This is a genomic window from Streptomyces sp. Act143, from assembly GCF_003143935.1.
Classification (GTDB): domain Bacteria; phylum Actinomycetota; class Actinomycetes; order Streptomycetales; family Streptomycetaceae; genus Streptomyces.
The window spans coordinates 6,211,599-6,235,032 of the sequence record NZ_QFRX01000001.1 but is presented as its reverse complement, the minus strand read 5'-3'; the positions used below and the strand labels follow the sequence as shown (position 1 = coordinate 6,235,032).

The 23,434-nt window shown below is 70.8% G+C and carries 21 protein-coding genes; 6 read left to right on the top strand and 15 right to left on the bottom strand.

Annotated elements, in window-relative coordinates; genetic code table 11:
* Window positions 1-71 precede the first annotated feature (71 nt).
* Entirely contained in the window at window positions 72-1,235 is a 1,164-nt protein-coding gene (locus DI272_RS28465) for an adenosine deaminase (RefSeq protein ID WP_109498069.1), read from the bottom strand.
* Window positions 1,236-1,348: 113 nt separating this feature from the next.
* Here DI272_RS28465 and DI272_RS28460 point away from each other — a divergent pair, with 113 nt between their 5' ends.
* A complete protein-coding gene (locus DI272_RS28460) occupies window positions 1,349-2,110 on the top strand; it encodes a prolyl oligopeptidase family serine peptidase (RefSeq protein ID WP_109498068.1) in 762 nt (253 codons plus the stop codon).
* A gap of 92 nt (window positions 2,111-2,202) precedes the next feature.
* Here DI272_RS28460 and DI272_RS28455 read toward each other — a convergent pair whose 3' ends face one another.
* On the bottom strand, window positions 2,203-3,165 hold the full coding sequence (locus tag DI272_RS28455; protein WP_109498067.1) for a LysR family transcriptional regulator: 963 nt from the start codon (window positions 3,163-3,165) through the stop codon (window positions 2,203-2,205).
* 63 nt (window positions 3,166-3,228) lie between these two features.
* On the opposite strand from DI272_RS28455, the gene DI272_RS28450 reads away from it, so the two are divergent.
* Together DI272_RS28450 and DI272_RS28445 are read left to right on the top strand one after the other, a co-directional pair.
* Window positions 3,229-4,497 carry an MFS transporter gene (locus tag DI272_RS28450; RefSeq protein ID WP_109498066.1) on the top strand — a complete coding sequence of 423 codons (1,269 nt, stop codon included), beginning with the start codon at window positions 3,229-3,231 and terminating at the stop codon, window positions 4,495-4,497.
* A gap of 174 nt (window positions 4,498-4,671) precedes the next feature.
* Window positions 4,672-5,685: a sigma-70 family RNA polymerase sigma factor gene (locus DI272_RS28445; protein ID WP_109498065.1), complete on the top strand. Its 1,014-nt coding sequence runs from the start codon at window positions 4,672-4,674 to the stop codon at window positions 5,683-5,685.
* Here DI272_RS28445 and DI272_RS28440 read toward each other — a convergent pair.
* Complete coding sequence (locus DI272_RS28440; RefSeq protein ID WP_146238394.1) at window positions 5,569-5,958, bottom strand: STAS domain-containing protein; 390 nt, start codon at window positions 5,956-5,958, stop codon at window positions 5,569-5,571. The two genes, DI272_RS28445 and DI272_RS28440, sit on opposite strands and share 117 nt — an antisense overlap.
* A gap of 144 nt (window positions 5,959-6,102) precedes the next feature.
* On the opposite strand from DI272_RS28440, the gene DI272_RS28435 reads away from it, so the two are divergent.
* Entirely contained in the window at window positions 6,103-7,023 is a 921-nt protein-coding gene (locus DI272_RS28435) for an AEC family transporter (RefSeq protein ID WP_109498064.1), read from the top strand.
* Window positions 7,024-7,081: 58 nt separating this feature from the next.
* On the opposite strand, the gene DI272_RS28430 is transcribed toward DI272_RS28435, so the two are convergent.
* The 8 genes from DI272_RS28430 to DI272_RS28390 all read right to left on the bottom strand — a co-directional run bounded on the left by DI272_RS28430 (window position 7,082) and on the right by DI272_RS28390 (window position 17,159).
* Complete coding sequence (locus DI272_RS28430) at window positions 7,082-8,365, bottom strand: thymidine phosphorylase (RefSeq protein WP_109501078.1); 1,284 nt, start codon at window positions 8,363-8,365, stop codon at window positions 7,082-7,084.
* 76 nt (window positions 8,366-8,441) lie between these two features.
* Window positions 8,442-8,846 (bottom strand): cytidine deaminase, encoded by a 405-nt coding sequence (locus DI272_RS28425; RefSeq protein ID WP_109498063.1) that lies wholly within the window; start codon window positions 8,844-8,846, stop codon window positions 8,442-8,444.
* Complete coding sequence (locus tag DI272_RS28420) at window positions 8,843-10,105, bottom strand: ABC transporter permease (protein WP_109498062.1); 1,263 nt, start codon at window positions 10,103-10,105, stop codon at window positions 8,843-8,845. The genes DI272_RS28425 and DI272_RS28420 overlap by 4 nt, the downstream gene beginning before the upstream one ends.
* On the bottom strand, window positions 10,105-11,226 hold the full coding sequence (locus tag DI272_RS28415) for an ABC transporter permease (RefSeq protein WP_109498061.1): 1,122 nt from the start codon (window positions 11,224-11,226) through the stop codon (window positions 10,105-10,107). The genes DI272_RS28420 and DI272_RS28415 overlap by 1 nt, the downstream gene beginning before the upstream one ends.
* On the bottom strand, window positions 11,223-12,884 hold the full coding sequence (locus DI272_RS28410; RefSeq protein ID WP_109498060.1) for an ABC transporter ATP-binding protein: 1,662 nt from the start codon (window positions 12,882-12,884) through the stop codon (window positions 11,223-11,225). Before DI272_RS28410 ends, DI272_RS28415 begins: the two co-directional genes overlap by 4 nt.
* A gap of 215 nt (window positions 12,885-13,099) precedes the next feature.
* Window positions 13,100-14,146, bottom strand: coding sequence for a BMP family protein (locus DI272_RS28405; protein WP_109498059.1), 1,047 nt, complete (start codon window positions 14,144-14,146; stop codon window positions 13,100-13,102).
* Between the two features lie 421 nt (window positions 14,147-14,567).
* Entirely contained in the window at window positions 14,568-15,605 is a 1,038-nt protein-coding gene (locus tag DI272_RS28395; protein ID WP_258314910.1) for a BMP family protein, read from the bottom strand.
* Window positions 15,606-15,938: 333 nt separating this feature from the next.
* Complete coding sequence (locus tag DI272_RS28390) at window positions 15,939-17,159, bottom strand: M20 family metallopeptidase (RefSeq protein WP_109498057.1); 1,221 nt, start codon at window positions 17,157-17,159, stop codon at window positions 15,939-15,941.
* Between the two features lie 421 nt (window positions 17,160-17,580).
* On the opposite strand from DI272_RS28390, the gene DI272_RS28385 reads away from it, so the two are divergent.
* Together DI272_RS28385 and DI272_RS28375 are read left to right on the top strand one after the other, a co-directional pair.
* Window positions 17,581-17,919, top strand: coding sequence for a hypothetical protein (locus DI272_RS28385; RefSeq protein WP_181387336.1), 339 nt, complete (start codon window positions 17,581-17,583; stop codon window positions 17,917-17,919).
* 133 nt (window positions 17,920-18,052) lie between these two features.
* Window positions 18,053-18,718: a class I SAM-dependent methyltransferase gene (locus tag DI272_RS28375; protein ID WP_109498056.1), complete on the top strand. Its 666-nt coding sequence runs from the start codon at window positions 18,053-18,055 to the stop codon at window positions 18,716-18,718.
* 15 nt (window positions 18,719-18,733) lie between these two features.
* On the opposite strand, the gene DI272_RS28370 is transcribed toward DI272_RS28375, so the two are convergent.
* Genes DI272_RS28370 through DI272_RS28355 form a run of 4 tightly spaced genes read right to left on the bottom strand, consistent with a single transcriptional unit; the run spans window position 18,734 to window position 23,388 of the window.
* On the bottom strand, window positions 18,734-19,825 hold the full coding sequence (locus tag DI272_RS28370) for a hypothetical protein (protein ID WP_109498055.1): 1,092 nt from the start codon (window positions 19,823-19,825) through the stop codon (window positions 18,734-18,736).
* A gap of 46 nt (window positions 19,826-19,871) precedes the next feature.
* Window positions 19,872-20,813, bottom strand: coding sequence for an N-acetylneuraminate synthase family protein (locus DI272_RS28365; RefSeq protein WP_109498054.1), 942 nt, complete (start codon window positions 20,811-20,813; stop codon window positions 19,872-19,874).
* Between the two features lie 14 nt (window positions 20,814-20,827).
* Entirely contained in the window at window positions 20,828-22,045 is a 1,218-nt protein-coding gene (locus DI272_RS28360) for an N-acylneuraminate cytidylyltransferase (RefSeq protein WP_109498053.1), read from the bottom strand.
* Between the two features lie 32 nt (window positions 22,046-22,077).
* On the bottom strand, window positions 22,078-23,388 hold the full coding sequence (locus tag DI272_RS28355) for a DUF6716 putative glycosyltransferase (protein WP_109498052.1): 1,311 nt from the start codon (window positions 23,386-23,388) through the stop codon (window positions 22,078-22,080).
* Window positions 23,389-23,434: the final 46 nt, after the last annotated feature.

Here is a 23,434-nt window from a genome sequence, read left to right as displayed (position 1 = left end):
CGCCGCAAACATCAAAATGCGGACGGATTGTGAATACCCGTCCGCATTCCGATGTGCGATTTATCCCTCGATCAGCCCTCGTCCGGCACAGAACCGCTGGTGGAAGCGGTTTGCTGGAACAGCCATTCGGACTTCAGCTCGGCATATCCGGGCTTGATGACGTCATTGATCATCGCCAGTCGTTCATCGAAAGGAATGAACGCTGATTTCATCGCATTGACGGAGAACCACTGCATGTCGTCGAGCGTGTAACCGAACGCCCCGACCAGATGCTCGAATTCCCGGCTCATGCTGGTGCCGGACATCAGCCGGTTGTCGGTGTTCACGGTGGCCCGGAAGTGCAGCCGCCGCAGCAGCCCGATCGGGTGCTCGGCATAGGAGGCGGCGGCCCCGGTCTGGAGGTTGGAGCTGGGGCACAGCTCCAGCGGGATGCGCTTGTCGCGGACGTAGGAGGCGAGCCGCCCGAGCTTGACGCTCCCGTCGCCCTGCACCTCGATGTCGTCGATGATCCGCACCCCGTGGCCGAGCCGGTCGGCGCCGCACCACTGGAGCGCCTGCCAGATCGACGGCAGCCCGAAGGCCTCGCCGGCGTGGATGGTGAAGTGGTTGTTCTCCCGCTTGAGGTACTCGAAGGCGTCGAGGTGCCGGGTGGGCGGGAAGCCGGCCTCCGCGCCCGCGATGTCGAAGCCGACGACACCCAGATCGCGGTAGCGGTTGGCGAGTTCGGCGATCTCCAGGGCGCGGGCGGCGTGCCGCATGGCGGTGAGGAGGGCGCCGACGCGGATGCGGTTGCCGTCCGCCCTGGCCCGCCGCTCGCCCTCCCGGAAGCCCTCGTTGACGGCCTCGACGACCTCTTCGAGGGTCAGCCCCTTCTCCAGGTGCTGTTCGGGCGCGTAGCGCACCTCGGCGTAGACGACCCCGTCCGCGGCGAGGTCCTCGGCGCACTCGGCGGCGACCCGCACGAGCGCCTCCCGGGTCTGCATCACGCCGACGGTGTGCGAGAAGGTCTCCAAGTACCGTTCCAGGGAACCGGAGTCGGCGGCCTCGCGGAACCAGATGCCGAGCTTGTCGGCGTCCGTCTCGGGGAGTTGGGCGTACCCGGTCTCCCGGGCGAGCTCGACGATCGTGCCGGGGCGCAGCCCGCCGTCGAGGTGATCGTGCAGCAGAACCTTGGGCGCCCGGCGGATCTGGTCCGAGCTCGGGGTGTTCCCCATCCGGTCAGTCTGGCTCGTCATTTCCGCACTCTAACTCCTACGCGCGTAGATCGCGCGGTGTACAACTCCGCCGATACGTAACGGTGACCGCCCCGACAGGTGGCGTACACCGTTGCTTCTGACACTGTTCTGCCATGGCACAGCAATCGACGCCGGTTCGCACGGCCCGGCTGGGGCGGGCACCGGGTCCGGAACCGACGGCGGTGAGCGGGGTGGTGCTGCTGCTCCCCGGCGGCGAGGAACTCTCCGAACGCAGACCGTCCCCCCTGCTGGCGAACGCCTCCGTCCGCGCCCTCAGCCGCCGGCTGGCCCGCGCGGGCCGCGCGGACGGCCTGGTCACGCACGTCGTCCACTACCGCTGTCGCGGCTGGAACGGCTCGGAGGCCCATCTCGCGCACGACGCCACCTGGGCGGCGGACGAGGTCGTACGGCGCTACGGAGACGTCTCCGTGTGCCTCGCCGGTGTCGGCATGGGCGGACGCGCGGCACTCCGTGCGGGTGGCCACGAGGCCGTCAACTCCGTTGTGGCACTCGCCCCTTGGCTGCCGGAGGAAGACGTGGCCGCGCCACCCGAACCGGTGAAGCAGCTCGTCGGGCGGCGGGTGCTGGTGGTGCACGGCACGCATGACGAGCGTACGGACCCAGAGTTGTCGTTCCGTCTCGCGGCCCGGGCGAAGAAGGCGAACCGGGACGTGTGCCGGTTCGAAGTGCACGCCGACGGACACGGGTTGCGGCAGTACCGGGACGAAGTGCTGGCGCTGGCGGAGGACTTCGTGATGGGGGCGCTGTTCGGGCGGCCGTTGTCGCGGCCGGTCGAGGACGCGCTCGCCGCTCCGCCGCCGTTGGGCCTGCGGATGCCGTTGGCCTCCGGGTTCGGGCGGTCTTTGCGGCGGTAGGGCTCGGGCGTCGCGCGTTGCGGGGGCTGCGGGTGCGCGGTGGCTGGTCTCGCCCACGCGGCGGAGCCGCACATCGGAACAGCCCCGCGCCCCTAGGCGGGCAGCAGATTCCCCCTTCTCGAAAGCAGGAACTTCTTGAAGGCTGCCACCGGGGGCGTGTCCGGGTGGCCGTCGAGCCACGCGACGCCGATCTCCCGTACCGCTCTTGGGGCCGTCACCGTCAGCTCCGCCACCCCCGGGCGTGCCACGGCCGGCGGCGGCAGCAACGCCACCCCCAGCCCCGCCGCCACCAGCCCCCGCAGTGTCTCCGCCTCCTCCCCCTCGAAGGCCACCCTCGGGCGGAAGCCCGCCTCCTTGCACAGGTCGTCGGTGATCCTGCGCAGCCCATAGCCCGGCTCCAGGGTCACGAAGGTCTCGTCGGCGGCCTCGGCGAGCCGGACGCGCTTGCGCGAGGCCAGCGGATGGTCCGCCGGCACCACCAGGCGCAGCTTCTGTTCGTCGAGGCGGCGGGCCACCAGGTCCGGGGCGTCCGGGACCGGGGAGGTGAGGCAGAGGTCGAGCTCACCCGCCCGCAACCGCTCGATCATCGCCTCGCCGTAGTTCTGGACGAGGCTGAAGCGGACGCGGGGGTGGTCGGCGCGGAAGGCGCGGATGAGGCCGGGGACGGTCTCCGAGCCCATGGTGTGGAGGAAGCCGAAGGCCACTTTGCCGGTGGCCGGATCGGCGTCCGCGCGCACCTCCTCGGCGGCCCGCTCGATCTCGGCGAGGGCGCGTTCGACGTGCCGGAGGAAGGCACGGCCGGACGGGGTGAGGGAGACGGTGCGGCCGATACGCGCGAACAGGTCGACCCCCAGGTCCCGTTCGAGGCGGACCATCGCGCGGGACAGCGTGGACTGCGGGACGTCCATCTCCAGCGCGGCCCGGGTGACGTGCTCGGTGCGGGCGACACCGGCGAAGTAGGCGAGCCGCGGCGCCAGCAGCAGTGACATCTCCGGCATGTCTTCTGTGTCACTGGACGGTGACAGGCGGCCCTGTGAGCTGGGTTGATGCACCATGGGAACGATTATGGCGAGTTCATGCATTGGACGCATCAACGCAGGCGGTCGTAGTTTCGAGTCATGCCTGCCAGTACCGAGGCGTCCACCACCCGCGTGGGCGCCGACCCCGTCGTTCCTGTCGTCGACTCCCGTCTGTCCCCGGGCGGCCCCGGCTACCGCCGGATGAGCTTCGCCCTGTTCCTCGCCGGTGTCGCGACCTTCGCCCTCCTCTACTCCACGCAGGCCCTTCTGCCGCTGATCTCCGGCGAGTTCGGAGTGGCGGCGAGCGACGCGAGCTGGACGGTCGCGGCGGCCACGGGCGGACTGGCCCTGTTCGTCCTCCCCATGAGCGCCCTGTCCGAGCGGTTCGGGCGGCGTACGGTCATGACGGCGTCGCTGGCGGTGGCGGTGACGGTCGGGCTCCTGGTCCCCTTCGCGCCCTCGCTGCCGGCGCTGGTCGCGCTGCGGGCCGTCCAGGGTGCGGCGCTGGCGGGCCTGCCCGCCTCCGCGACGGCGTACCTGGCGGAGGAGGTCCGCCCCAGGGCGCTGATCACGGCCATCGGTCTCTTCGTCGCGGGCAACAGCGTCGGCGGCATGAGCGGCCGCGTCATCACCGGGTGGGTGGCCCAGGAGTGGGGCTGGCGGGTCGCGCTCGGCGTGATCGGTGTGATCGCGGTCGGCTGCGCGGTGGCGTTCCGGCTGCTGCTCCCGGCCCCGCGGCACTTCGTCGCCGGGTCGCTGCGGCCCCGGGTCCTGGCGGGGACGGTCCGTGACCACCTCGCCAACCCGCTGCTGCGCCGCCTGTACGCGATCGGCGCGCTGTTCATGACCGTCTTCGGCGGCGTGTACACGGTGATCGGCTACCGGCTGACGGAGGCGCCGTTCGGGCTTCCGCAGGGCATCATCGGCTCGATCTTCCTGGTCTACCTGGTGGGCACGGTCTCGGCGTCGACGGCCGGCCGCCTGGTCGGGCGGCTGGGGCGCCGGGGTGCGCTGTACGCGGCGGGCGCGACGACCGCGGCGGGCCTGGTCCTGTCCCTGGCCGACTCCCTCGTCCTGGTCCTGCTGGGCCTGGTGCTGATCACGGGCGGCTTCTTCGCGGGACACGCGGTGGCCTCCTCGGCGGTGAGCAAGACGGCGACGGAGGGCCGCGCCCAGGCGTCGGCGCTCTACCAGTCGGCGTACTACATCGGCTCCAGCGCGGGCAGCACGGTCGGGGCGCTCGCCTTCCACGCGGGCGGCTGGGCCGGGACGGTGGGGGTCGGCCTGCTGGCGGTGTTCGGCGTGGTCACGATCACGCTCCTGGGTACGCGTGCGGCTCGGGTTCAGCAGCGGCTCCTGACTGCCTGAGCCGCACGTCCGCTCCCCCTGTCTTCCCCCTGGTCGAGGTCGGTCGGCCAGGGGGATCGGCTTTCTGACCTGCGTGTTCACCTGCTCCAGGGGCCGTTGTCAGTGCCCTGCGATAGCTTCGGACGTGCTGGGCGCAAAGGCGCGACACAGAACGGCCACAGGGGTGGGTGGACGATGACGGACACGACGACGGCGGACCTCGACATCAGGCTGGAGAAGCACCGGGTCGAGCTGACCGGCTACTGCTACCGCATGCTCGGCTCCTCCTTCGAGGCCGAGGACGCGGTGCAGGACACGATGGTCCGGGCCTGGCGGAGCTACGAGAAGTTCGAGGGCCGGTCCAGTCTGCGCTCCTGGCTGTACCGCATCGCGACCAACGTCTGCCTGGACATGCTGACCGCGAGCAACAAGCGCGCCCGCCCCATGGACCTCACCGAGTCCACCCCCCTCGCCCAGGCCGCCCTCTCCCCGCGCCCGGACAACACCTGGCTGGAGCCGATGCCGGACGCCCGCGTCCTGCCCACCGTCGAGGACCCGGCGGAGGCGGCCGTCGCCAAGGAGTCCGTGCGGCTCGCCTTCATGGCCGCCCTCCAGCAACTCCCGCCGAAGCAGCGGGCGGTGCTGATCCTGCGCGAGGTCCTGGCCTGGAAGGCGAGCGAGGTCGCCGAGCTCCTCGGCACCTCGGTCGCGTCGGTCAACAGCGCCCTTCAGCGGGCCCGCGCGACCCTCGCCGAGGGCGAGGGCCGGCATGGCGCGGAGGCGGCCGTCTCCGACCCGCTGGACGAGGAGCAGCAGAAGCTCCTGGACCGCTATGTGGCGGCCTTCGAGGGGTACGACATGACGGCCCTGACGGCATTGCTGCACGAGGACGCCATCATGACGATGCCGCCGTTCGACCTGTGGCTGACGGGCCACGACGACATCACGGGCTTCATGACGACGCTGGGCTCGGCCTGCGAGGGCTCCCGTCTGGTGCCGGTGCAGGTCAACGGTCTGCCGGGCTTCGCCCAGTACAAGCCGGACCCCGAGGAGGGCGGTTACGCCCCCTGGGCGGTGCAGGTACTGGAGATCTCAGACGGGCGGCTCACCGGATTCCACTTCTTCCTCGACACCCAGCGGTGGTTCCCGCTGTTCGGCCTCCCCCTCCATCTCGAAGCGGAGTCCGACCAGGCCGAGAAGAGCGTGTAGCGCCGGGTCCGGATCGCGCAGTCTGATCCGCCCCCCGGCCCGCCGGGCGGCGAGCTGCAACCGCGCCAGCAGGTCGACGACGCCGAGCCCCGGCGGTCCCAGCCCGCCGACGTCGCAGACCACGACCCCCGCCCCGGTGGCCGCCAGCAGCCCTCGCACGTCCTCGCACAGCCCCACCACCTCGTCCCGGGTGACGGGGCGGGCGAGCACGAGTACGGCGGGTGTCATGGCAGCGTCCACGAGCGGTAGACCGGAGGGGGCGGCGGAACTCATCGCGGCCGGGGCCGCCCTGGCGTCTGTCCGCCGACCGGGATCACATTGACCTGCCCCCCTCCTGCCCCGGAGGGTTAGGTGCATGCCCCACATATCGGCACCGCCCCGGCTCCCGCACGCCCTTCTCACCTCCGAGGAGGTTCCGTGCAGGGAGTGCTGACGGGCTTCGCCGTGATCGCGGTGGTGATCGGCGTGGGCTATGTCATCGGTCTGCGCGGCTACTTGGGCGACCAGGGCCGCGAGGTGCTGACCAAGCTCGCCTTCCATGTCGCCTCGCCCGCCCTGCTGTTCACCACACTGGCGAAGGCCGACCTGTCGGTGGTCTTCTCCAGCCGCCTGCTGGTGACGGCGCTCAGCACGGCAGCGGCGGCGGGTGTGTTCGTCACGGCGGGTGTCGTACGGGGGTGGGGCGTGGGGCGGACGACGATCGGCGCGCTGTGCTCCAGTTACGTCAACTCCGGCAACCTGGGCATCCCGATCGCGGTGTACGTGCTGGGAGACGCCTCGCTGGTGGCCCCGGTGCTGCTGTTCCAGCTCGTCCTGGTCGCGCCGGTCGCGGTGACGGTCCTCGACCTGTCCGGTGACGGTGACAAGGGGCCGCTGTGGCGCCGTCTGCTGACGCCCCTGCGCAATCCGATCGCCGTGGGTTCCCTGGCGGGCGTCCTCGCGGCGGCGACCGGGGTGCGCGTGCCGAGCCCGGTGATGGACCCGCTGACGCTGATCGGCGGCATGTCCGTCCCGGCGGTCCTGCTCGCCTTCGGCATCTCCCTGTGCGGCAGCACGATGCCGGGCAAGGGCCCCGACCGCGCCCCGGTCCTGCTGTCGGTCGCCCTGAAGTCGTTCGGCCAGCCGGCCCTGGCCTGGGTCCTGGCGGCGGGCGTCTTCGGCCTGCGCGGCCATCAACTCCTGGACGTGGTGGTCACCTCGGCACTCCCGGCCGCGCAGAACCTCTACACGTACGCCTCCCAGTACGGGGTGGGCGAGCGGCTGGCGCGGGACTCGATCCTGGTGTCGACGGTGCTGTCGGTGCCGGTGCTGGTGGTGGTGGCGGCCCTGCTCGGCTGACCGGGTACGCACCAGGGACCCCGGCCCGGAGGCCGGGGTCCCTGACGTCGGCGGAGGATCAGGCGATCCGCTCCAGCACCACCGGGGAGGCGGTGAAGTCCGTTCCGGGCGCTGCGATGTCGTAGGAGCCCTCGATCGCCTGGAGGGCGTACTCGAAGCGCTCCGGGGTGTCCGTGTGGAGGGTCAGGAGGGGCTGGCCCTCGGTGACCGTGTCGCCGGGCTTGGCGTGCATCTCCACACCCGCGCCCGCCTGTACCGGGTCCTCCTTGCGGGCCCGGCCGGCGCCCAGGCGCCAGGCGGCGACGCCGATGTCGTAGGCGTCGAGGCGGGTCAGGACGCCGGCGGCGCCCGCCTTGATGACGTGCTGCTCCCTGGCCACCGGGAGCTCGGCGTCCGGGTCGCCGCCCTGCGCCGCGATCATCCGGCGCCAGACGTCCATCGCGGAGCCGTCGGCCAGCGCCTTGGCCGGGTCGGCGTCGCGGACGCCCGCCGCGTCCAGCATTTCGCGGGCGAGCGCGATCGTCAGCTCGACGACGTCCGCCGGGCCGCCGCCCGCCAGGACCTCCACCGACTCGCGGACCTCCAGCGCGTTGCCCGCCGTCAGGCCGAGCGGGGTCGACATGTCCGTCAGGAGGGCGACCGTCTTCACACCGTGGTCCGTGCCGAGGCCGACCATCGTCGACGCCAGCTCCCGCGCGTCCTCGATGGTCTTCATGAAGGCGCCCGAGCCGACCTTCACGTCCAGGACCAGGGAGCCCGTGCCCTCGGCGATCTTCTTCGACATGATGGACGAGGCGATGAGGGGGATCGCCTCGACCGTGCCGGTGACGTCCCGGAGCGCGTACAGCTTCTTGTCCGCCGGGGCCAGGCCGTCGCCCGCCGCGCAGATCACCGCGCCGGTGGTGTCCAGGACGTGCAGCATCTCCTCGTTGGAGAGCAGCGCGCGCCAGCCGGGGATCGACTCCAGCTTGTCGAGCGTGCCGCCGGTGTGGCCGAGGCCGCGGCCCGAGAGCTGGGGAACGGCCGCTCCGCACGCCGCGACCAGGGGCGCCAGCGGCAGCGTGATCTTGTCGCCGACGCCGCCCGTGGAGTGTTTGTCCGCCGTCGGCAGGGAGAGGGACGAGAAGTCCATGCGCTCGCCGGACGCGATCATCGCGGCGGTCCAGCGGGAGATCTCGCGGCGGTTCATGCCGTTGAGGAGGATGGCCATGTTCAGCGCGGCCATCTGGTAGTCGGCGACCTCGCCGCGGGTGTACGCGTCGATGACCCAGTCGATCTGCTCGTCGCTGAGCTCGCCGCGGTCCCGCTTGGTGCGGATGACGGAGATGGCATCCATCGCCACAGTCATGGCTTTCCTTCCGGACGTACAGAGAAATCGCGCGGCCCCTCCGCGCCGAGGCAGAGGGGCCGCACGGGAGTTACTTGGAGGTGAGATGGTCCGGGCCGAAGGCCTGGGGCAGCATCTCCGACAGCGGCAGGATTCCCGCCGGTGTCTCCAGCAGCAGGTCGGGGCCGCCGAACTCGTACAGGAGCTGACGGCAGCGACCGCACGGGACCAGCACCTCGCCCCGGCCGTCCACGCACGTGAAGTGCGTCAGCCGGCCGCCTCCGGTGCGCTGGAGCTCCGAGACCAGCCCGCACTCGGCGCACAGGCCGAGGCCGTAGGAGGCGTTCTCGACGTTGCAGCCGGAGACCGTGCGCCCGTCGTCGACGAGGGCCGCGACGCCGACCGGGTAGCCCGAGTAGGGGGCGTAGGCGTGGCTCATCGCCTCGCGTGCCACCTCCCGCAGGGCGTCCCAGTCGAAGTCGGCGGAGACGGTCACTTGCCCTGGCCCTTCCGGTACGGCAGTCCGTCCGCCTTCGGCATCCTCAGGCGCTGCGCGGACAGCGACAGGACGAGGAGGGTGATGACGTACGGGCTGGCCGTCACGACCTGGTTCGGGACCTCGTTCGTGGTGGTGTACCAGACGAACATCAGGGCCGAGATCACGGCGGTGACGGCGGCGGGGACGTATTTCTTCTTCCAGATCAGGTAGATCGCACCGGCCACCAGCAGGATCGCGAGCAGCAGGATCAGCGCGTGGACGTTGGTGGTGCCGCCGCGCAGCTTGAGGCTGTCGGTGTAGCCGAACAGGCCCGCGCCGAGGGCGAGTCCGCCCGGCATCCAGTTGCCGAAGATCATCGCGGCGAGACCGATGTAGCCGCGGCCGGCCGTCTGGCCGTCGAGGTACACGTTGGACGACACGATCGACAGGAAGGCACCGCCGAGGCCGGCGAAGCCGCCGGAGATGATCACGGCGATGTACTTGTACTTGTAGACGTTGACGCCGAGGGACTCCGCCGCGATCGGGTTCTCGCCGCAGGAGCGCAGCCGCAGGCCGAACGAGGTGCGCCACAGCACGTACCAGGTGGCGGGCACGAGGGCGACGGCGACGACGGTGAGCGGCGACAGGTCGGTGATCAGACCGCCGACCAGGCCCGCGATGTCGGAGACCAGGAACCAGTGCTTCTGGTTGAGGGTCTCCAGCCAGCTGGACAGACCGGGGACGTCGAAGGTGCCGAGCGACTCGATCGGCGGGGACTGCTTGGAGGAGCCCTGCGGGGCGTCCTCGAAGGTGAACTTCGACAGGTAGCGGGTGGTGCCGAGGGCCAGGATGTTCAGGGCCACACCGGAGACGATGTGGTTGACGTTGAAGGTGACCGTGGCGATGGCGTGCAGGACGGCGCCGAGCGCGCCGCCGATGATGCCGACGACGACGCCGGTCCAGGGGCCCCACTGGTAGCCGGCCCAGGCGCCGAACCAGGTGCCCAGGATCATCATGCCTTCGAGGCCGATGTTGACGACGCCCGCCCGCTCGGCCCACAGCCCGCCGAGGCCGGCCAGGCCGATCGGGACGGCCGCGCGCAGGGCGGTGGACATCTGGCCGGTGGACGTGATGCCGTCCGCGTCGGTGATCAGTCGGACGGCCGAGGTCAGGACCAGCACGCCCGCGATGATCAGGAGGAGGACGGGCAGCGACATGCGGCGGCCGCCCTTGCCGGGCTGCTTGGCCGGCGCCTTGGCGATGGTCGCGGTGCTCATCAGACCGCCACCTCCTTCTTGGTGTTCTGGGCGGCGGCCGCGGCGAGTTCCTCACCGACGCGCTTCTGCTGCCGGCGCAGGCCCCAGGTGCGGACGACCTCGTAGGAGATGACGACCGCGAACACGATCAGGCCCTGCATGATCGTGGCGATCTCCTTCTCGTACGGCTCCGGGACCGCGTAGTCGAGGGCGGGGGACGCCTTGTCGAGGAACGCCCACAGCAGGGCGGCGAGGGCGATGCCGCCGGGGTTGTTGCGGCCCAGCAGGGCGATGCCGATGGCGGTGAAGCCGAGGCCGGCCGGGAAGCTGAGGCTGTAGGTGTGGACGTCGCCGAGGAGCAGCGGCAGGCCGGAGATGCCGGCGACGGCGCCGGAGATCAGCATCGCGGTGAGGACCATGCGCTTGGCGTTGACGCCGGAGGCCGCGGCGGCGGTCTCGGACTCGCCGGTGGCGCGCAGGTCGAAGCCGAAGCGGGTGCGGTTGAGGACGAACCAGTAGCCGACGCCCATGGCGACGGCGAGGAAGACCAGGCCGTAGATCTCGCCGACGTCGGAGCCGAGGTCGATGCCGGGCACCCAGCCGGACTCCTTCATCACACCGGTGGTGACGTTGTCGCCGAGCGGCACGCCCCAGTTGTCGGTGAGGGTGAGGTAGCCGATGACGCTGGTGGCGATGGAGTTCAGCATGATCGTCGCGACGACCTCGCTGACACCCCGGGTCACCTTCAGCACGCCCGCGATACCGGCCCACATGGCGCCGGTGAGCGCGCCGACCAGGAGCAGCAGCGGCACCTGGAGGGCGGCCGGCAGGGCCACGTGGGCGCCGACGACGGCGGTCATCATGGCGCCGAGGCGGTACTGGCCGTCGACGCCGATGTTGAAGAGGTTCATGCGGAAGCCGAGGGCGACCGCGAGGGCGGCGATGTAGTACATCGACGCCTGGTTGATGATCAGGACCTGGACGTCGGAGAACCCGGCCTGCTCGATCATCAGCCGGTAGGGCTCGATCGGGCTCTTGCCGGAGGCGACCAGCACGACCGAGGTCAGCAGGATCGCCGCGACGAGCGCCAGGGCCGGACCGGCCACGGCGAGGAGCAGGCGCTCCTTGTCGAACTTCTTCATCGGGCCTCGTCCTCCGGGGCGGATCCGGCGGCCTCGCCGGTCTCTACGTGCTCAAGGTGTCCGGTCGCGGCACCGGTCATCGCGGAGCCGAGCTCCTCCGGGGTGATCGTCGCGGGGTTGGCGTCGGCGACGAGCTTGCCGTCGTAGATCACGCGCAGGGTGTCCGACAGGCCGATGAGCTCGTCCAGGTCGGCGGAGATCAGCAGCACGGCGAGGCCCTGGCGGCGGGCCTCGCGGATGCGGTCCCAGATCTGGGCCTGTGCGCCGACGTCCACACCGCGGGTGGGGTGGGCGGCGATCAGGAACTTCGGGCTGTGGCTCATCTCGCGGCCGACGATCAGCTTCTGCTGGTTGCCGCCGGACAGGGAGGCGGCGGTGACGTCGATGCCGGGGGTGCGGACGTCGTACTCCTCGACGATCCGGCGGGTGTCGGCCTGGGCGCCCTTGGGGTTGAGCCAGAAGCCCTTGGCGTTGGGGGCCTCGGTGACGTGGCCGAGGATGCGGTTCTCCCAGAGCGGGGCCTCCAGGAGCAGGCCCTGGCGGTGGCGGTCCTCGGGGATGTAGCCGACGCCCTGCTCGCGGCGCTTGCGGGTGGGCCAGGGGGTGATGTCCTCGCCGAGGAAGGCGATGGTGCCGGAGTCGGCGTTCTTGGTGCCGATCAGCGCGTCGATGAGCTCGGTCTGGCCGTTGCCCTCGACACCGGCGATGCCCATGACCTCACCGGCGTGGATGGTGAAGGTGACGTCGTCCAGGGCCTTCTTGACGTCGGCGCCGGCCGCCGCGAGGCCGCCGGTGACGGACTCGGTGTCGACGCCGATGGAGGCGCCGCCGGAGGCGTAGACGGTGAGGCCCTTGACCTCGATGACGGCCCGGTCGGTGACGGTCGACTCGGCGGTCTCCGGGGTGGGGAGCTCGCTGCCGACCATCATCTCGGCGAGCTGGCGCGGGGTGGTCTCGGCGGGGACGGCCGTACCGACGGTCGTGCCGCGCCGGATGACGGTGATCTCGTCGGCGACGGAGAGGACCTCGCCGAGCTTGTGCGAGATGAAGATGACCGACAGGCCCTCGGACTTGAGCTCGCGCAGGTTGTCGAAGAGCGCGTCGACCTCTTGCGGCACGAGGACGGCGGTGGGCTCGTCGAGGATCAGGGTCCGGGCGCCGCGGTAGAGGACCTTGAGGATCTCCACGCGCTGGCGCTCGGCGACACCGAGGTCCTCGACGAGGACGTCGGGGCGCACGTTGAGCCCGTAGCGGTCGGAGATCTCCTTGATCTTCTTGCGGGCGCCACCGCCGATGCCGTACAGCTTCTCGCTGCCGAGGGCCACGTTCTCCAGGACCGTGAGGTTGTCGGCGAGCATGAAGTGCTGGTGGACCATGCCGATGCCGCGGGCGATGGCGTCGGCGGGGCTGCCGAACGTCACCTGCTCGCCGGCGACCGCGATGGTGCCCTCGTCCGGCTTCTGCATGCCGTAGAGGATCTTCATCAGGGTCGACTTGCCGGCGCCGTTCTCGCCGACGAGGGCGTGGACGGTGCCCTTTCGTACCGTCAGGTGGATGTCGTGGTTGGCGACGACACCCGGGAACCGCTTGGTGATCCCCGCCAGCTCGACGGCGATCGTCGACTGATCGGTGAGCGGAGGGCTGCTGGTCGCGTCGATGGCGCACTCTCCTTGTGGAAGGGGCCACTCTACGCGCGTAGCGCCCCTGCTTTAAATAGTGCCCGGACCTGATCGTTCATTTTCGGCCAACGATCCGTTCCGAGCATTCTGCCGCGCGAACGGGGTGCGGTGAGCCATGGTCTCCGCACCCCGTTCCGTGGCCGTAACGCTGCCATTACAGCGCTTATTTGGCCAAGGCCTGTGACCGGGTGGGGTCAGGAGGTCTTCACCTTGATGGAGCCGTCCTTGATGCCCGCGGTGGCCTTCTCGATCGCGGCCTGGGTGTCCTTGTTGTCCGCGAAGACCGGGTTGGAGTTCGACAGGCTCACGCCGCCGTTGGAGAGGCTGCCGCGGATGACACCGGTCTCCGGCTTGCCGTCCTTGACCGACTTGGCCAGGTCGTAGACCGCACCCTCGACGTTCTTCATGGCGGAGGTCAGGATCGAGTCCTTGTACGCCTTGAGCGCGTCCTGCTTGTACTGGTCGGAGTCGACGCCGATCGCCCACACCTTGTTGGCGTTGGCGGCCTTGATGACGCCCTGGCCGGACAGACCGGCGGCGGCGTAGACGACGTCCGCCTTGTCGTCGATCTGGCCCTCGGCGGCGGCCTCACCCTTGTCCGGGCTGGAGAAGCCACCCTCGGCGGCGGTCTCGGTCAGGTACTGCGACTTGACCGTGACGCCCTTCTTGGTGTCCGCGACGCCCTGCTTGAAGCCGGCCTCGAACTTGTGGATCAGCGGCACGTCCACACCGCCGATGAAGCCGACCACGTTGGACTTGGTGGTCTTGGCGGCGGCGACGCCGGCCAGGTAGGAGGCCTGCTCCTCGGAGAAGACGAGGTCCGCGACGTTGTCGGCCTTGATCTGCTCGTCGTCGACGACGCCGAAGGTGGTCTTCGGGTACTTGGCGGCGGCCGCCTTGACCGCGGGCGCGTAGGCGAAGCCGACCCCGATGACCGGGTTGTAGCCCTGCTTGGCCAGGGTCTCCAGGCGCTGCACCTTGTCCGCCTCGGACTCGCCGTCCTGCGGCTCGACCGCGGTCGACTTGTAGCCGAACTCCTTGTCGGCCTTCTCCATGCCGGCGGTCGCGGCGTCGTTGAAGGACTGGTCACCCTTGCCGCCGACGTCGTACGCCAGGGCGAGGCCCAGGTTCTTGCTGTCGCTGTTCGACGACTCGTTGGACGAGCTGCCGCACGCGGACGCGGTCAGGGCAAGGGCTGCGGTTGCAACGCCTGCAACCGTGATACGGGACACCCGGCGCATGGAACGAGACTCCTTTGTGCAAGCGCCCATACCAGGCGCTGGTTCCGCCGCAGCGTAACGCGCGTAGACCAGACGGAAAAACCCTTCTGTCCGGTCCGTTATCGAGCTGTGGCCACAGATACAGCCCAGATTACGGACAGCAGTACGCCCCTTGCGGGAGGCAAGGGGCGGGCGCCGAATTCGCGTCGTCCGCCCGGAGGGCGGGCCCTGCCGTGCCTGGTGCGTGCGATCGCAAGGCGCCGGGGCGTCCGCGTGGCGGAGCCACGTGGGCGGTCCGGCAACGCGGCGAGCGTGCGTGCCAGGCACGGCGGGGCAGGCGCGAATTCGGCGCCCGCCCCTTCAGGGGCGTACGAGCTGGAAGGGCGCCCAGAGGGCCTATTGACGGACCTGGCGGCGTGGCCTGATGTCGATCTTGGCGCCGTTACGACGTCTTGACCGTGACCTTGCCGTCCACGATGTCCTGCTTGGCCTTCTCCACCGCCGCGACGACGTCCGTCATGGCCTTGTACTTGGGGTTGGAGTCGGCGAAGCCGACGCCGCCGGACTTCAGGTCGCCGCGCTGGACGCCGGTGAGGGGCTTGCCCTCGTGGACGGACTTGGCGAGGTCGTAGACGGCGCCGCCGACGTTCTTCAGGGCCGAGCCGAGGATGTAGTCCTTGTACGACTTGAGCGCGTCCTGGTTGTACTGGTCGGAGTCCACGCCGATGGCCCACACCTTCTTGGCGGCGGCCTCGGAGATCACGCCCTGACCGGAGAGGCCGGCGGCGTGGTAGATGACGTCGGCGCCCTTCTCGATCTGGCCGCTGGCCGCCTCCTTGCCCTTGTCGGGGCTGGAGAAGCCGCCCTCGGCCGGGGTCTCGGTGAGGTACTGCGACTCGATCTTGATGCTCGGGTCGACGGACTTGACGCCCTGCATGAAGCCCGCGCCGAACTTGTGGATCAGCGGGATGTCCACACCGCCGATGAAGCCGACATGCTTGGCCTTGGACGCCTTGGCGGCGGCGACGCCGGCGAGGTAGGAGGCCTGCTCCTCGGAGAAGACCATGTCGGCGACGTTGTTCGCCTTGACCGTCTCGTCGTCGATGATGCCGAACGTGGTGTTCGGGTACTTGGCGGCGACCTCCTTGATGGCGGTCGCGTAGATGTAGCCGACGCCGATCACCGGGTTGTAGCCGGACTTGGCGAGCTGCTCCAGGCGCTGCACCTTGTCGGCCTCGGACTCGCCGTCCTGCGGCTCGATGTCCGTGCCGCCCATCTTCAGTTCCTTGTCGGCCTTCTCGAAGCCCGCGTAGGCGGCGTCGTTGAAGGACTGGTCGCCCTTGCCGCCGATGTCGTACGCGAGCCCGATGCCCTTGCCCGAGTACTTGCCGTCCGCCGAGGTGGACGCCTTGTCACTGTCGGCCTTGGTGCTGGACTCACCGCACCCGACGGCCGCGAGAGCGATGACCGAGACGGCCACCACCGCTTGGGAGAACCTGGTCCTCCTGGATATTCGACGCACAGCAAGCACCCCTTCATCCCCACGGCACCGCCGAACGGCCCCGCATCCCCAATGTGCCGCCAACGGTGGCGATTTCGGCGCACAGTAACGCGCGTAGAAGGGGAGGGGAACGGGGTTTCTCGTGGCCGTTATCGAACCGTGCCGACAGCGGGTTACGTTCGCGAGAACCCGGTTACGCACGGGTGACACAAGGGGACGAAGGGGCACCAAAGGAGGCGCCGGGGAGATGCCGGGCAGGTGCCGGGGAGATGCCGAGCAGGTGCCCCTTCGCGCGGTCTTCTCGCTACGGCCTCAGGAGGCGGCGTCGAGCAGCGCGGCGGCCGTGAACATCTCCACGCCCACGGTGATCGCCGACTCGTCGGCGTCGAAGTCCCCTTGGTGCAGGTCGCGCACGGTCCGCTCGCCCGGCGTCCGGACCCCGAGGCGGGCCATGGCGCCCGGCACGTGCTCCAGGTACCAGGAGAAGTCCTCGCCGCCGAGGCTCTGCTCGGTGCCCTCGACGGACTGCGCACCGCGCCGCGCGGTCATGGCGTCCCGCAGCAGCTCGGTCACGTCCGGGTCGTTGACGACGGGCGGGACGCCCCGCACGTAATTGATCTCGGACTTGGCCCGGTGCAGATTGGCGATCTCGTCGATCGCGGCGACGACGATGTCCGGCGCCTGCCGCCAGGCCTCCAGATCCAGGCAGCGCACGGTTCCGGACAGCTCGGCGTGCTGGGGGATGACGTTCGGCGCGTGGCCGGATTCGATGCGTCCCCAGGTCATCGCGAGTCCGCTGCGGCTGTCGACGCGTCGGGCGACGACAGCCGGCACGTCGGTCACCACGCGGGCGGCGGCGGTGACGAGGTCGGTGGTGAGGTGGGGCCGCGCGGTGTGCCCGCCGGGGCCGTCCAGCGAGACCTCCAGCCGGTCGCAGGCGGAGGTGATGGGGCCGGTGCGCAGTCCGATCCGGCCGGCGTCGACCCGCGGGTCGCAGTGCACGGCGACGATCTTCCCGACCCCGTCCAGCACGCCGCACTCGATGGCGTCGGCGGCGCCGCCGGGCAGCACTTCCTCGGCGGGCTGGAAGAGCAGTCGGACGGGCCGCGGCAGCCGCCCCTGCCGGTGCAGCTCGGCGAGGACGAGACCGGCGCCGAGCACCACGGTCGTGTGCACGTCGTGGCCGCAGGCGTGCGCCCGGTCGGGCACGGTGGAGCGGTACGCGCACTCACTCTTCGTGTCCGGAATGGGCAGGGCGTCGATGTCGGCGCGCAGCGCGAGCATGGGCTTGCCGCCGTCCCACTCGCCGATGTCACAGATGAGCCCGGTGCCCACGGGGAGGACCCGGGGCCGCAACCCGGCCTTCTCGAGCCGCGCCTTGATGGCCGCGGTCGTGCGGAACTCCTGGTTGCCGAGCTCGGGGTGCATGTGCAAGTCGCGTCGGAACGCGACGAGTTCGGCACGCAGGCTCTCGGGCAGCGTGCCGGGAAGCACCGCTTCCCCGACTGGTTCGGCCTCGGACTCTTGGGACATCAATTGCTTCACCCTCTGAAGGGTAGGACGCCCGGGTGGCCAACTGACCCTCGATCAACAAAAGTTCAACCCGTTAGGGGAAGAAAATCTGGCCGCTGGGCGCATACGTATGGGCTGGGATGGGTAAACTCGCCCGGCCTTCCGGTCGGATGGATCATACGATCCACGGAGAGTGACGGTGGCTGACCTGCGGTTGCCTTGATCGAAGGCGCCCGGTCGTGTCCGTCACTCCCCCACACCTCCTGGGATACCACGCCGCGATGCCACCCCGTCGGCTCTGTTCACCTGTCGGGACCGCACCCTGCCAGGAATCCACCCTGCCTCCGTCGAGACGCTTGTTCCGGTCCCGGAATCATCACCGCCGCGCGACGTTTCCGCCACGCGGCGTGACGGGAGCGGGGGTGCCGGGCATCTCCTTCGCATGACGATCACGACGACCTCGGCGGCCCCGGCCGCCCGGCAGGCGTGCGGCTGCGGTGAGGAGCGGATCCCGGGGCTGCTGGCGAAGGTCGGCTTCTACGGGACGGTGGGGCTGGGACTGGCGGCGCTGATCGTGATGATCGCGGCGGGGTGGGCCCTCGGGGCGGGGGTGTGGCTGCTGCGGCGAAGGCGGGAGCAGGCGGCACCGGTCGCGGAGCGGGGGCCGGGCGCCCTGGCGGGATTCACCTGGACGGCGGAAGAGGCGGAGCCCCCTCCCTCACCCCACCCGCCGCTCCCCCAGCCCCGCGAACGACCTCGCCCGGACAGGACCACCCCATAGGGCACCCCGCTCCGCTTCCTGGGAGGCGGGCAACGTTTCGCTTCCAGGCATGCCCTCCCCGGGGCAAGCGCCTTCCGCGCACAGGCCTGCCGCCTTTCCCCCCGGCTTCGCGGCGCGTCGCTAGGGTGCCCCCATGGACGCCGACACCCCCGCCTTCATACGGGCCACCAGTGCCGCGTACGACACGATCGCCGACGAGTACGCCGAGGAGTGTGCGGACTGGGCCGGTGCGCAGACCTTCGACCGGGCCCTGATCAGCGGGTTCGCGGAGTTGGTGAAGGAGCGGGGGCGGGAGCCTGTGGCCGATGTGGGGAGTGGGCCCGGGGCCGTCACCGCGCGGTTGCACGCGCTCGGGGTGCCGGTGTTCGGAATCGACATCTCGTCCCGCATGGTGGCGATGGCCAGGCGGACCTATCCCGAACTCCGTTTCCACGTCGGGTCGATGACGTCCCTGGACCTGCCGGACGCGACGCTCGGCGGGATCGCCGCGCTGTACTCGATCATTCACGTGCCGGACGCGCAACTCCCCGGTGTCTTCGCCGAGTTCCGGCGGGTGCTCGTGCCCGGCGGGTATCTGCTGCTGGCCTTCCAGTTCGACGAGAAGGACGACCGGCTGCATCTCGACGAGCGATTCGGGCACGCCATCTCGCTCGACTACTACTGGCGCAAGCCCGAGACGGTCGTCGAGCTGCTCACCGCCGCCGGGTTCCAGCTCCACAGCCGCACCGTGCGCGAGCCCCAGGGACAGGCGAAGTACCGGAAGGCGTACGTGGTCGCCCACACCGCCCAGGACGACTGATGCCGCCCGGGCGGTCTACACCGCCGCCACCGCCGACAGCCGGTGCACGTCCCGCGCCGTTCCCGTCACCCCGGACAGGAACCCCTGCGCCCGCGGCGACGCGTTCTCCGTCAGCCACGCCGGGTCGATGTCGCAGACCGCGACCTTGACCTCCGTGCCGGACAGCGCCAGCGGCAGCGTGTGGACCACGGTCGACGGGAAGCTGAGGATCGTGCGGCCGATCGGGCCCCGGCGGGCGATCAGCTCCAGGGGGAGGTCCGGGCGGACCACCTCCAGCCCGGTCTCCACCGCCAGCCGGTGCAGCTTCTCGGCGCTCTCCCGGCGGTGGGCGAAGTAGCGGGTGGTGCCGTGGGTCTTGGACAGCACCTTCACCGCCTCCAGATACGCCTCCCCGTCCACCACCCCCGTCTCCACCAGCGACGTACCGACCATGTCGGCGCCCTTGGTGATGCGGGGCGGGCCGAAGCGGGAGCGGGTCCAGGCGAAGGTGTTGGCGGCCACGGTCACGCCCTCCGGAGTCTCCTCCATCGGCATCGAGGAGAAGATCTCCACGCCCCGGCCGTCCCGCGGCGTCAGCCGCTTGCGCGCCACCGACGACACCGGGGCGAAGACCACGTCGCGCGGTCCCGGCCGGCCGCCCTTGCGGTGCCAGCGCACCAGGCGTTCGCCGCGGGCGAGTTGGGCCACGAACTCCATCGTGGCCGTGCCGTCGTCGACCACCACCAGGTCGGTGGCGCGGGTGATCGTCAGCAGCAGTTGTACGTAGCGGGAGAACGGGTCGCCCAGCACGACCCGGCCGGCCCTGCGGAGCATGCCCGCGAGGCCGCCGATCGTCTGGAAGGGGGCCGCGGGACCGCCCCGGGCCTCCTCCCAGCGGACCTCGTGCCCCTCCTCACGGGCCAGTTCCGCCATGCGGCGCAGCTGGCCCCGGGTCATCGGGTCCGTCGGGGACAGGACGACGAGGGTGAGTCCGCGACCGGAGGCCGCGCCGGGCGCCGCACCGGACACTCCCTGCGTGTGCGCCCACTCCAGCACGTTCAGCAGCTGTACCGGGCTCTCGACGAACGCGAGAGTGGAGGTCCCGGCGGATCCGGCGCGGCGGCTCATCGGCGTACTACCGTCCCCTTGGCGACTCGATCGACCCGACTCGGTTTCAGACCGCGACCGGCTCGCCCGCCGCCGCGGCGATCTCCGCCTCGGCCACGACACCGGTGACGCGGCGCAGCTTCTTCATGGGGCCGAGCTCGGAGTCGTAGACCTTCTTGACGCCGTCGCCGAGGGAGGCCTCGATGGTGCGGATGTCGCGGACCAGGCGCGTGAGGCCCTGCGGCTCGACGGAGGCGGCCTGGTCGGAGCCCCACATCGCGCGGTCGAGGGTGATGTGGCGCTCGACGAAGGTGGCGCCCAGCGCGACCGCGGCCAGCGTGGTCTGCAGGCCCGTCTCGTGGCCGGAGTAGCCGATCGGGACGTTCGGGTACTCGGCCTGGAGGGTGTTGATCACGCGGAGGTTGAGCTCCTCCGCCTTCGCCGGGTAGGTCGAAGTGGCGTGGCAGAGCAGGATGTTGTCGCTGCCGAGGACCTCGACGGCGTGCCGGATCTGCTTCGGGGTCGACATGCCGGTGGAGAGGATGATCGTGCGGCCCGTGGCGCGCAGGGCGCGCAGCAGCTCGTCGTCGGTCAGGGACGCGGACGCGACCTTGTGGGCGGGGACGTCGAACTTCTCCAGGAAGGCGACGGCCTCGGTGTCCCACGGGGAGGCGAACCAGGCGATGCCCTTCTCCTTGCAGTACGCGTCGATCTGGCGGTACTCGTCCTCGCCGAACTCCACGCGGTGGCGGTAGTCGATGTAGGTCATCCGGCCCCAGGGGGTGTCGCGCTCGATGTCCCACTGGTCGCGCGGGGTGCAGATCTCGGGCGTGCGCTTCTGGAACTTCACGGCGTCGCAGCCGGCTTCGGCGGCCACGTCGATGAGCTTGAAGGCGTTCTCCAGCTCGCCGTTGTGGTTGATGCCGATCTCGCCGCAGATGTAGACGGGCTGGCCGGGGCCGGCGATGCGCTCGGTGCCGAAGGTGCGGAGGCGGGTGTTGGCAGACATTCGAGGAACGTTCCTTACTTGTCGAGGGAGTCGAGAGAGGGGCCGAGGATCCAGCTGGCGATCTCTCGGATCGCGCCGTCGCCACCGGGGACGGTGGTGACCGCACGGGCGGCGCCGCGTACCACGTCGTGGGCGCTCGCGACCGCCACGGGCCAGCCCACGAGGGCGAAGCACGGGAGGTCGTTGACGTCGTTGCCGACGTAGAGCACGCGCTCGGGCGCGATGCCCTGCTCCTCGCACCACTGCTTGAGGGCGAGGTCCTTCCGGTCGATGCCGTGCAGCACGGGGATCTTGAGCTTCCGTGCGCGGGCGGCGACGACCGGGTTCTGCTCCGTGGAGAGGATGAGCATCCGGAGGCCCGACCTGCGCAGGGCGGCGATGCCGAGTCCGTCCCCGCGGTGCACGGAGACGAACTCCTTTCCATCGGCGTCGATCAGCACCCGGTCGTCGGTCTGGGTGCCGTCGAAGTCCAGTACGACCGCGTCGACGTCCGCGAAGGACGGCAGGGCGCCGGGGCGGTCGGCGTCGAGCAGGGGCGCGAGCGCACGTGCCCGTGCGAGGTCGTGGGGGTCGTCGATCTCCAGCACCCGGGCCGGGTCCGTACGGACCAGTTCGGTGCGGCCGAAGAAGCGGTGCTGGTGCTTGCGGAAGCCGGCCGCGTCCATCGCGTAGGCGGCGCCGGTCTCCAGGAGGTCCTGGGGGCGGTCCTGGCGGCGGGGGCGGAAGGACTTGTCGTGGTTGACGCCGTAACCGCCGGGCTGCGCGGCCGGGTCGGCCTCGTCGCGCCAGATGAAGCCGTGGAACGGGGCCACGGTGACCGCCGTGTCGGCGCCCTGCTCGACGACCGCCGCGGCGACCGCCTCGACGTCCTCGCGGACGATGAAGGGGCTGGTGCACTGCACGAGCATCACCACGTCGACGGCCGCGCCGTGCAGCGCCTCGTGGGTGTCCATGGCGTGCAGCACGGCCGCCTCGGAGGTCGCCGTGTCCCCGGCGATGGCCGCGGGCCGCAGCACGACCTCGGCGCCCGCCTCCCGGGCCGCGGCGGCGATGGCCTGGTCGTCGGTGGAGACGACGACGTCCGTCACGAGCCGGGTGGCCCGGCACTCCCGCACGGCCCGCGCCACGAGGGGGACGCCTCCGACGGGCGCGAGGTTCTTCGCGGGCACCCCCTTGGAGCCGCCGCGCGCGGGGATCACCGCGAGGACGCGGCGTACCGACGGGTTGGACATGAGATCTGCTCCTTGAAGTCCTTCGAGAGAGGTCACAGCTCGCCCATCCGCCGGATGACGGGGGCGACGCGCTGCACCCCGTGCCGGTAGGCGCCGCGCGCCGCCCGTCGCACGATCTGCCGGACCGGGCCGGGCTCCTTGTCGGCGGCGGGGGCGCCCGGCAGCGGGCTGCCATCGGGTCCCAGGTGGTGCCGGGCGAGGATGCCGGGCAGGTAGCCGGGGGCAGTCGCCGGCGTGTAGTACGGCGTCAGCGGCGGCAGCGTGCCGGCCAGCAGCTTCGCGATCCGCTCGCGCGCCGCGTCGAACGCGGTCGCGTACGAGCCTCCCCCAGAGGAGGAACCCCCAGCCACGACCCCCTGCCGGGCCACCCACTCGGGGTCGGGCGACGGCCGGTGGCCGTCGTCGAGCTGGTCCCAGGAGGCGAGGCAGCCGGAGCCGACGAAGTGGTGGTTGCCGAGGGTCTCCCGTACGCCCAGGTCGGTCAGGACGACCGTCGGGATGCGGCGGTGCAGTGACTCCAGCGCGGCCGTCGAGCTGATCGTGACCAGCAGATCGGTGCGGTCCAGGACCTCGCCCATGTTCCCGTACACCAGGCGGAAGTTGGCCGGTGGATCGAGCTTCTGGACCAGCTTCTGGTAGGGCTGCTCCTCGATGTGGGTGGTGTGTTCGCCCGGCTTGGAGCGGAGCTTCAGCAGCACCTCCCGCTCGGGGTGCAGCCGGGCGTGCCGGATCAGCCGGTTCAGCAGGTACGTACGGTCCTTGCGGCTGTCCGGCACGGACGGCTGGACGGCGAAGACGACCGTGTACGGGTCGTGTTCCCCCTCGTAGGCCGCGCCGCCCAGGAACGGCAGCGCCACCTCCGTCACCGCGGCGGCGTCGGCGCCGACCCCCTCGTACACGGACCGGAAACGCTCCGCGTCCTGGCGGGAGTTGGCGAGGACCAGGTCCGCCCCGTGCCGCAGCAGCAGGCCGTCGGCGAGCTTCTCGTAGACGACGCCGACGTAGCCGGTGACGACCACGGGGCGCTCGGAGCGACCCTCCCACACGCGCTTCAGCCCGTGCAGCATGGCCTGCACGCCACCGCCGACGAGGGCGAGCACGACGATGTCGTACGACTCCTCGGCCATGGCCCGCAGGAACTCGACCGCCGTCACCTCGCGCAGCGCCTCGGCCTCGACCCCGACCTCCGCGAGCTGGCGCGGGGTGGGCGTGGCCCGGCCGCGCAGCAGGAAGCCGCTCAGGCCGGAGGCCTCTTGCGCGGCGTCACGCGGTGCGATGCGATGGGCGGTCAGCGCACCCCATTTCCAGCGGGTGTCGGAATCCGCGAGGACCGCGATGCGCATCGGCGTCGTTGTGGTTGCTGACGTACTTGCTGGCACGTCGAAGACG

Bases quoted from the DNA above. Each gene is read 5' to 3' on its own strand.
- DI272_RS28375 (WP_109498056.1), top strand. From the start codon at position 18,053: ATGGACGCCGACACCCCCGCCTTCATACGGGCCACCAGTGCCGCGTAC.
- DI272_RS28405 (WP_109498059.1), bottom strand. From the start codon at position 14,146: ATGCGCCGGGTGTCCCGTATCACGGTTGCAGGCGTTGCAACCGCAGCC.
- DI272_RS28455 (WP_109498067.1), bottom strand. From the start codon at position 3,165: ATGGTGCATCAACCCAGCTCACAGGGCCGCCTGTCACCGTCCAGTGAC.
- DI272_RS28440 (WP_146238394.1), bottom strand. From the start codon at position 5,958: ATGAGTTCCGCCGCCCCCTCCGGTCTACCGCTCGTGGACGCTGCCATG.
- DI272_RS28370 (WP_109498055.1), bottom strand. From the start codon at position 19,825: ATGAGCCGCCGCGCCGGATCCGCCGGGACCTCCACTCTCGCGTTCGTC.
- DI272_RS28450 (WP_109498066.1), top strand. From the start codon at position 3,229: ATGCCTGCCAGTACCGAGGCGTCCACCACCCGCGTGGGCGCCGACCCC.
- DI272_RS28415 (WP_109498061.1), bottom strand. From the start codon at position 11,226: ATGAAGAAGTTCGACAAGGAGCGCCTGCTCCTCGCCGTGGCCGGTCCG.
- DI272_RS28465 (WP_109498069.1), bottom strand. From the start codon at position 1,235: ATGACGAGCCAGACTGACCGGATGGGGAACACCCCGAGCTCGGACCAG.
- DI272_RS28355 (WP_109498052.1), bottom strand. From the start codon at position 23,388: ATGCGCATCGCGGTCCTCGCGGATTCCGACACCCGCTGGAAATGGGGT.
- DI272_RS28420 (WP_109498062.1), bottom strand. From the start codon at position 10,105: ATGAGCACCGCGACCATCGCCAAGGCGCCGGCCAAGCAGCCCGGCAAG.
- DI272_RS28360 (WP_109498053.1), bottom strand. From the start codon at position 22,045: ATGTCCAACCCGTCGGTACGCCGCGTCCTCGCGGTGATCCCCGCGCGC.
- DI272_RS28365 (WP_109498054.1), bottom strand. From the start codon at position 20,813: ATGTCTGCCAACACCCGCCTCCGCACCTTCGGCACCGAGCGCATCGCC.
- DI272_RS28460 (WP_109498068.1), top strand. From the start codon at position 1,349: ATGGCACAGCAATCGACGCCGGTTCGCACGGCCCGGCTGGGGCGGGCA.
- DI272_RS28390 (WP_109498057.1), bottom strand. From the start codon at position 17,159: ATGTCCCAAGAGTCCGAGGCCGAACCAGTCGGGGAAGCGGTGCTTCCC.
- DI272_RS28385 (WP_181387336.1), top strand. From the start codon at position 17,581: ATGACGATCACGACGACCTCGGCGGCCCCGGCCGCCCGGCAGGCGTGC.
- DI272_RS28445 (WP_109498065.1), top strand. From the start codon at position 4,672: ATGACGGACACGACGACGGCGGACCTCGACATCAGGCTGGAGAAGCAC.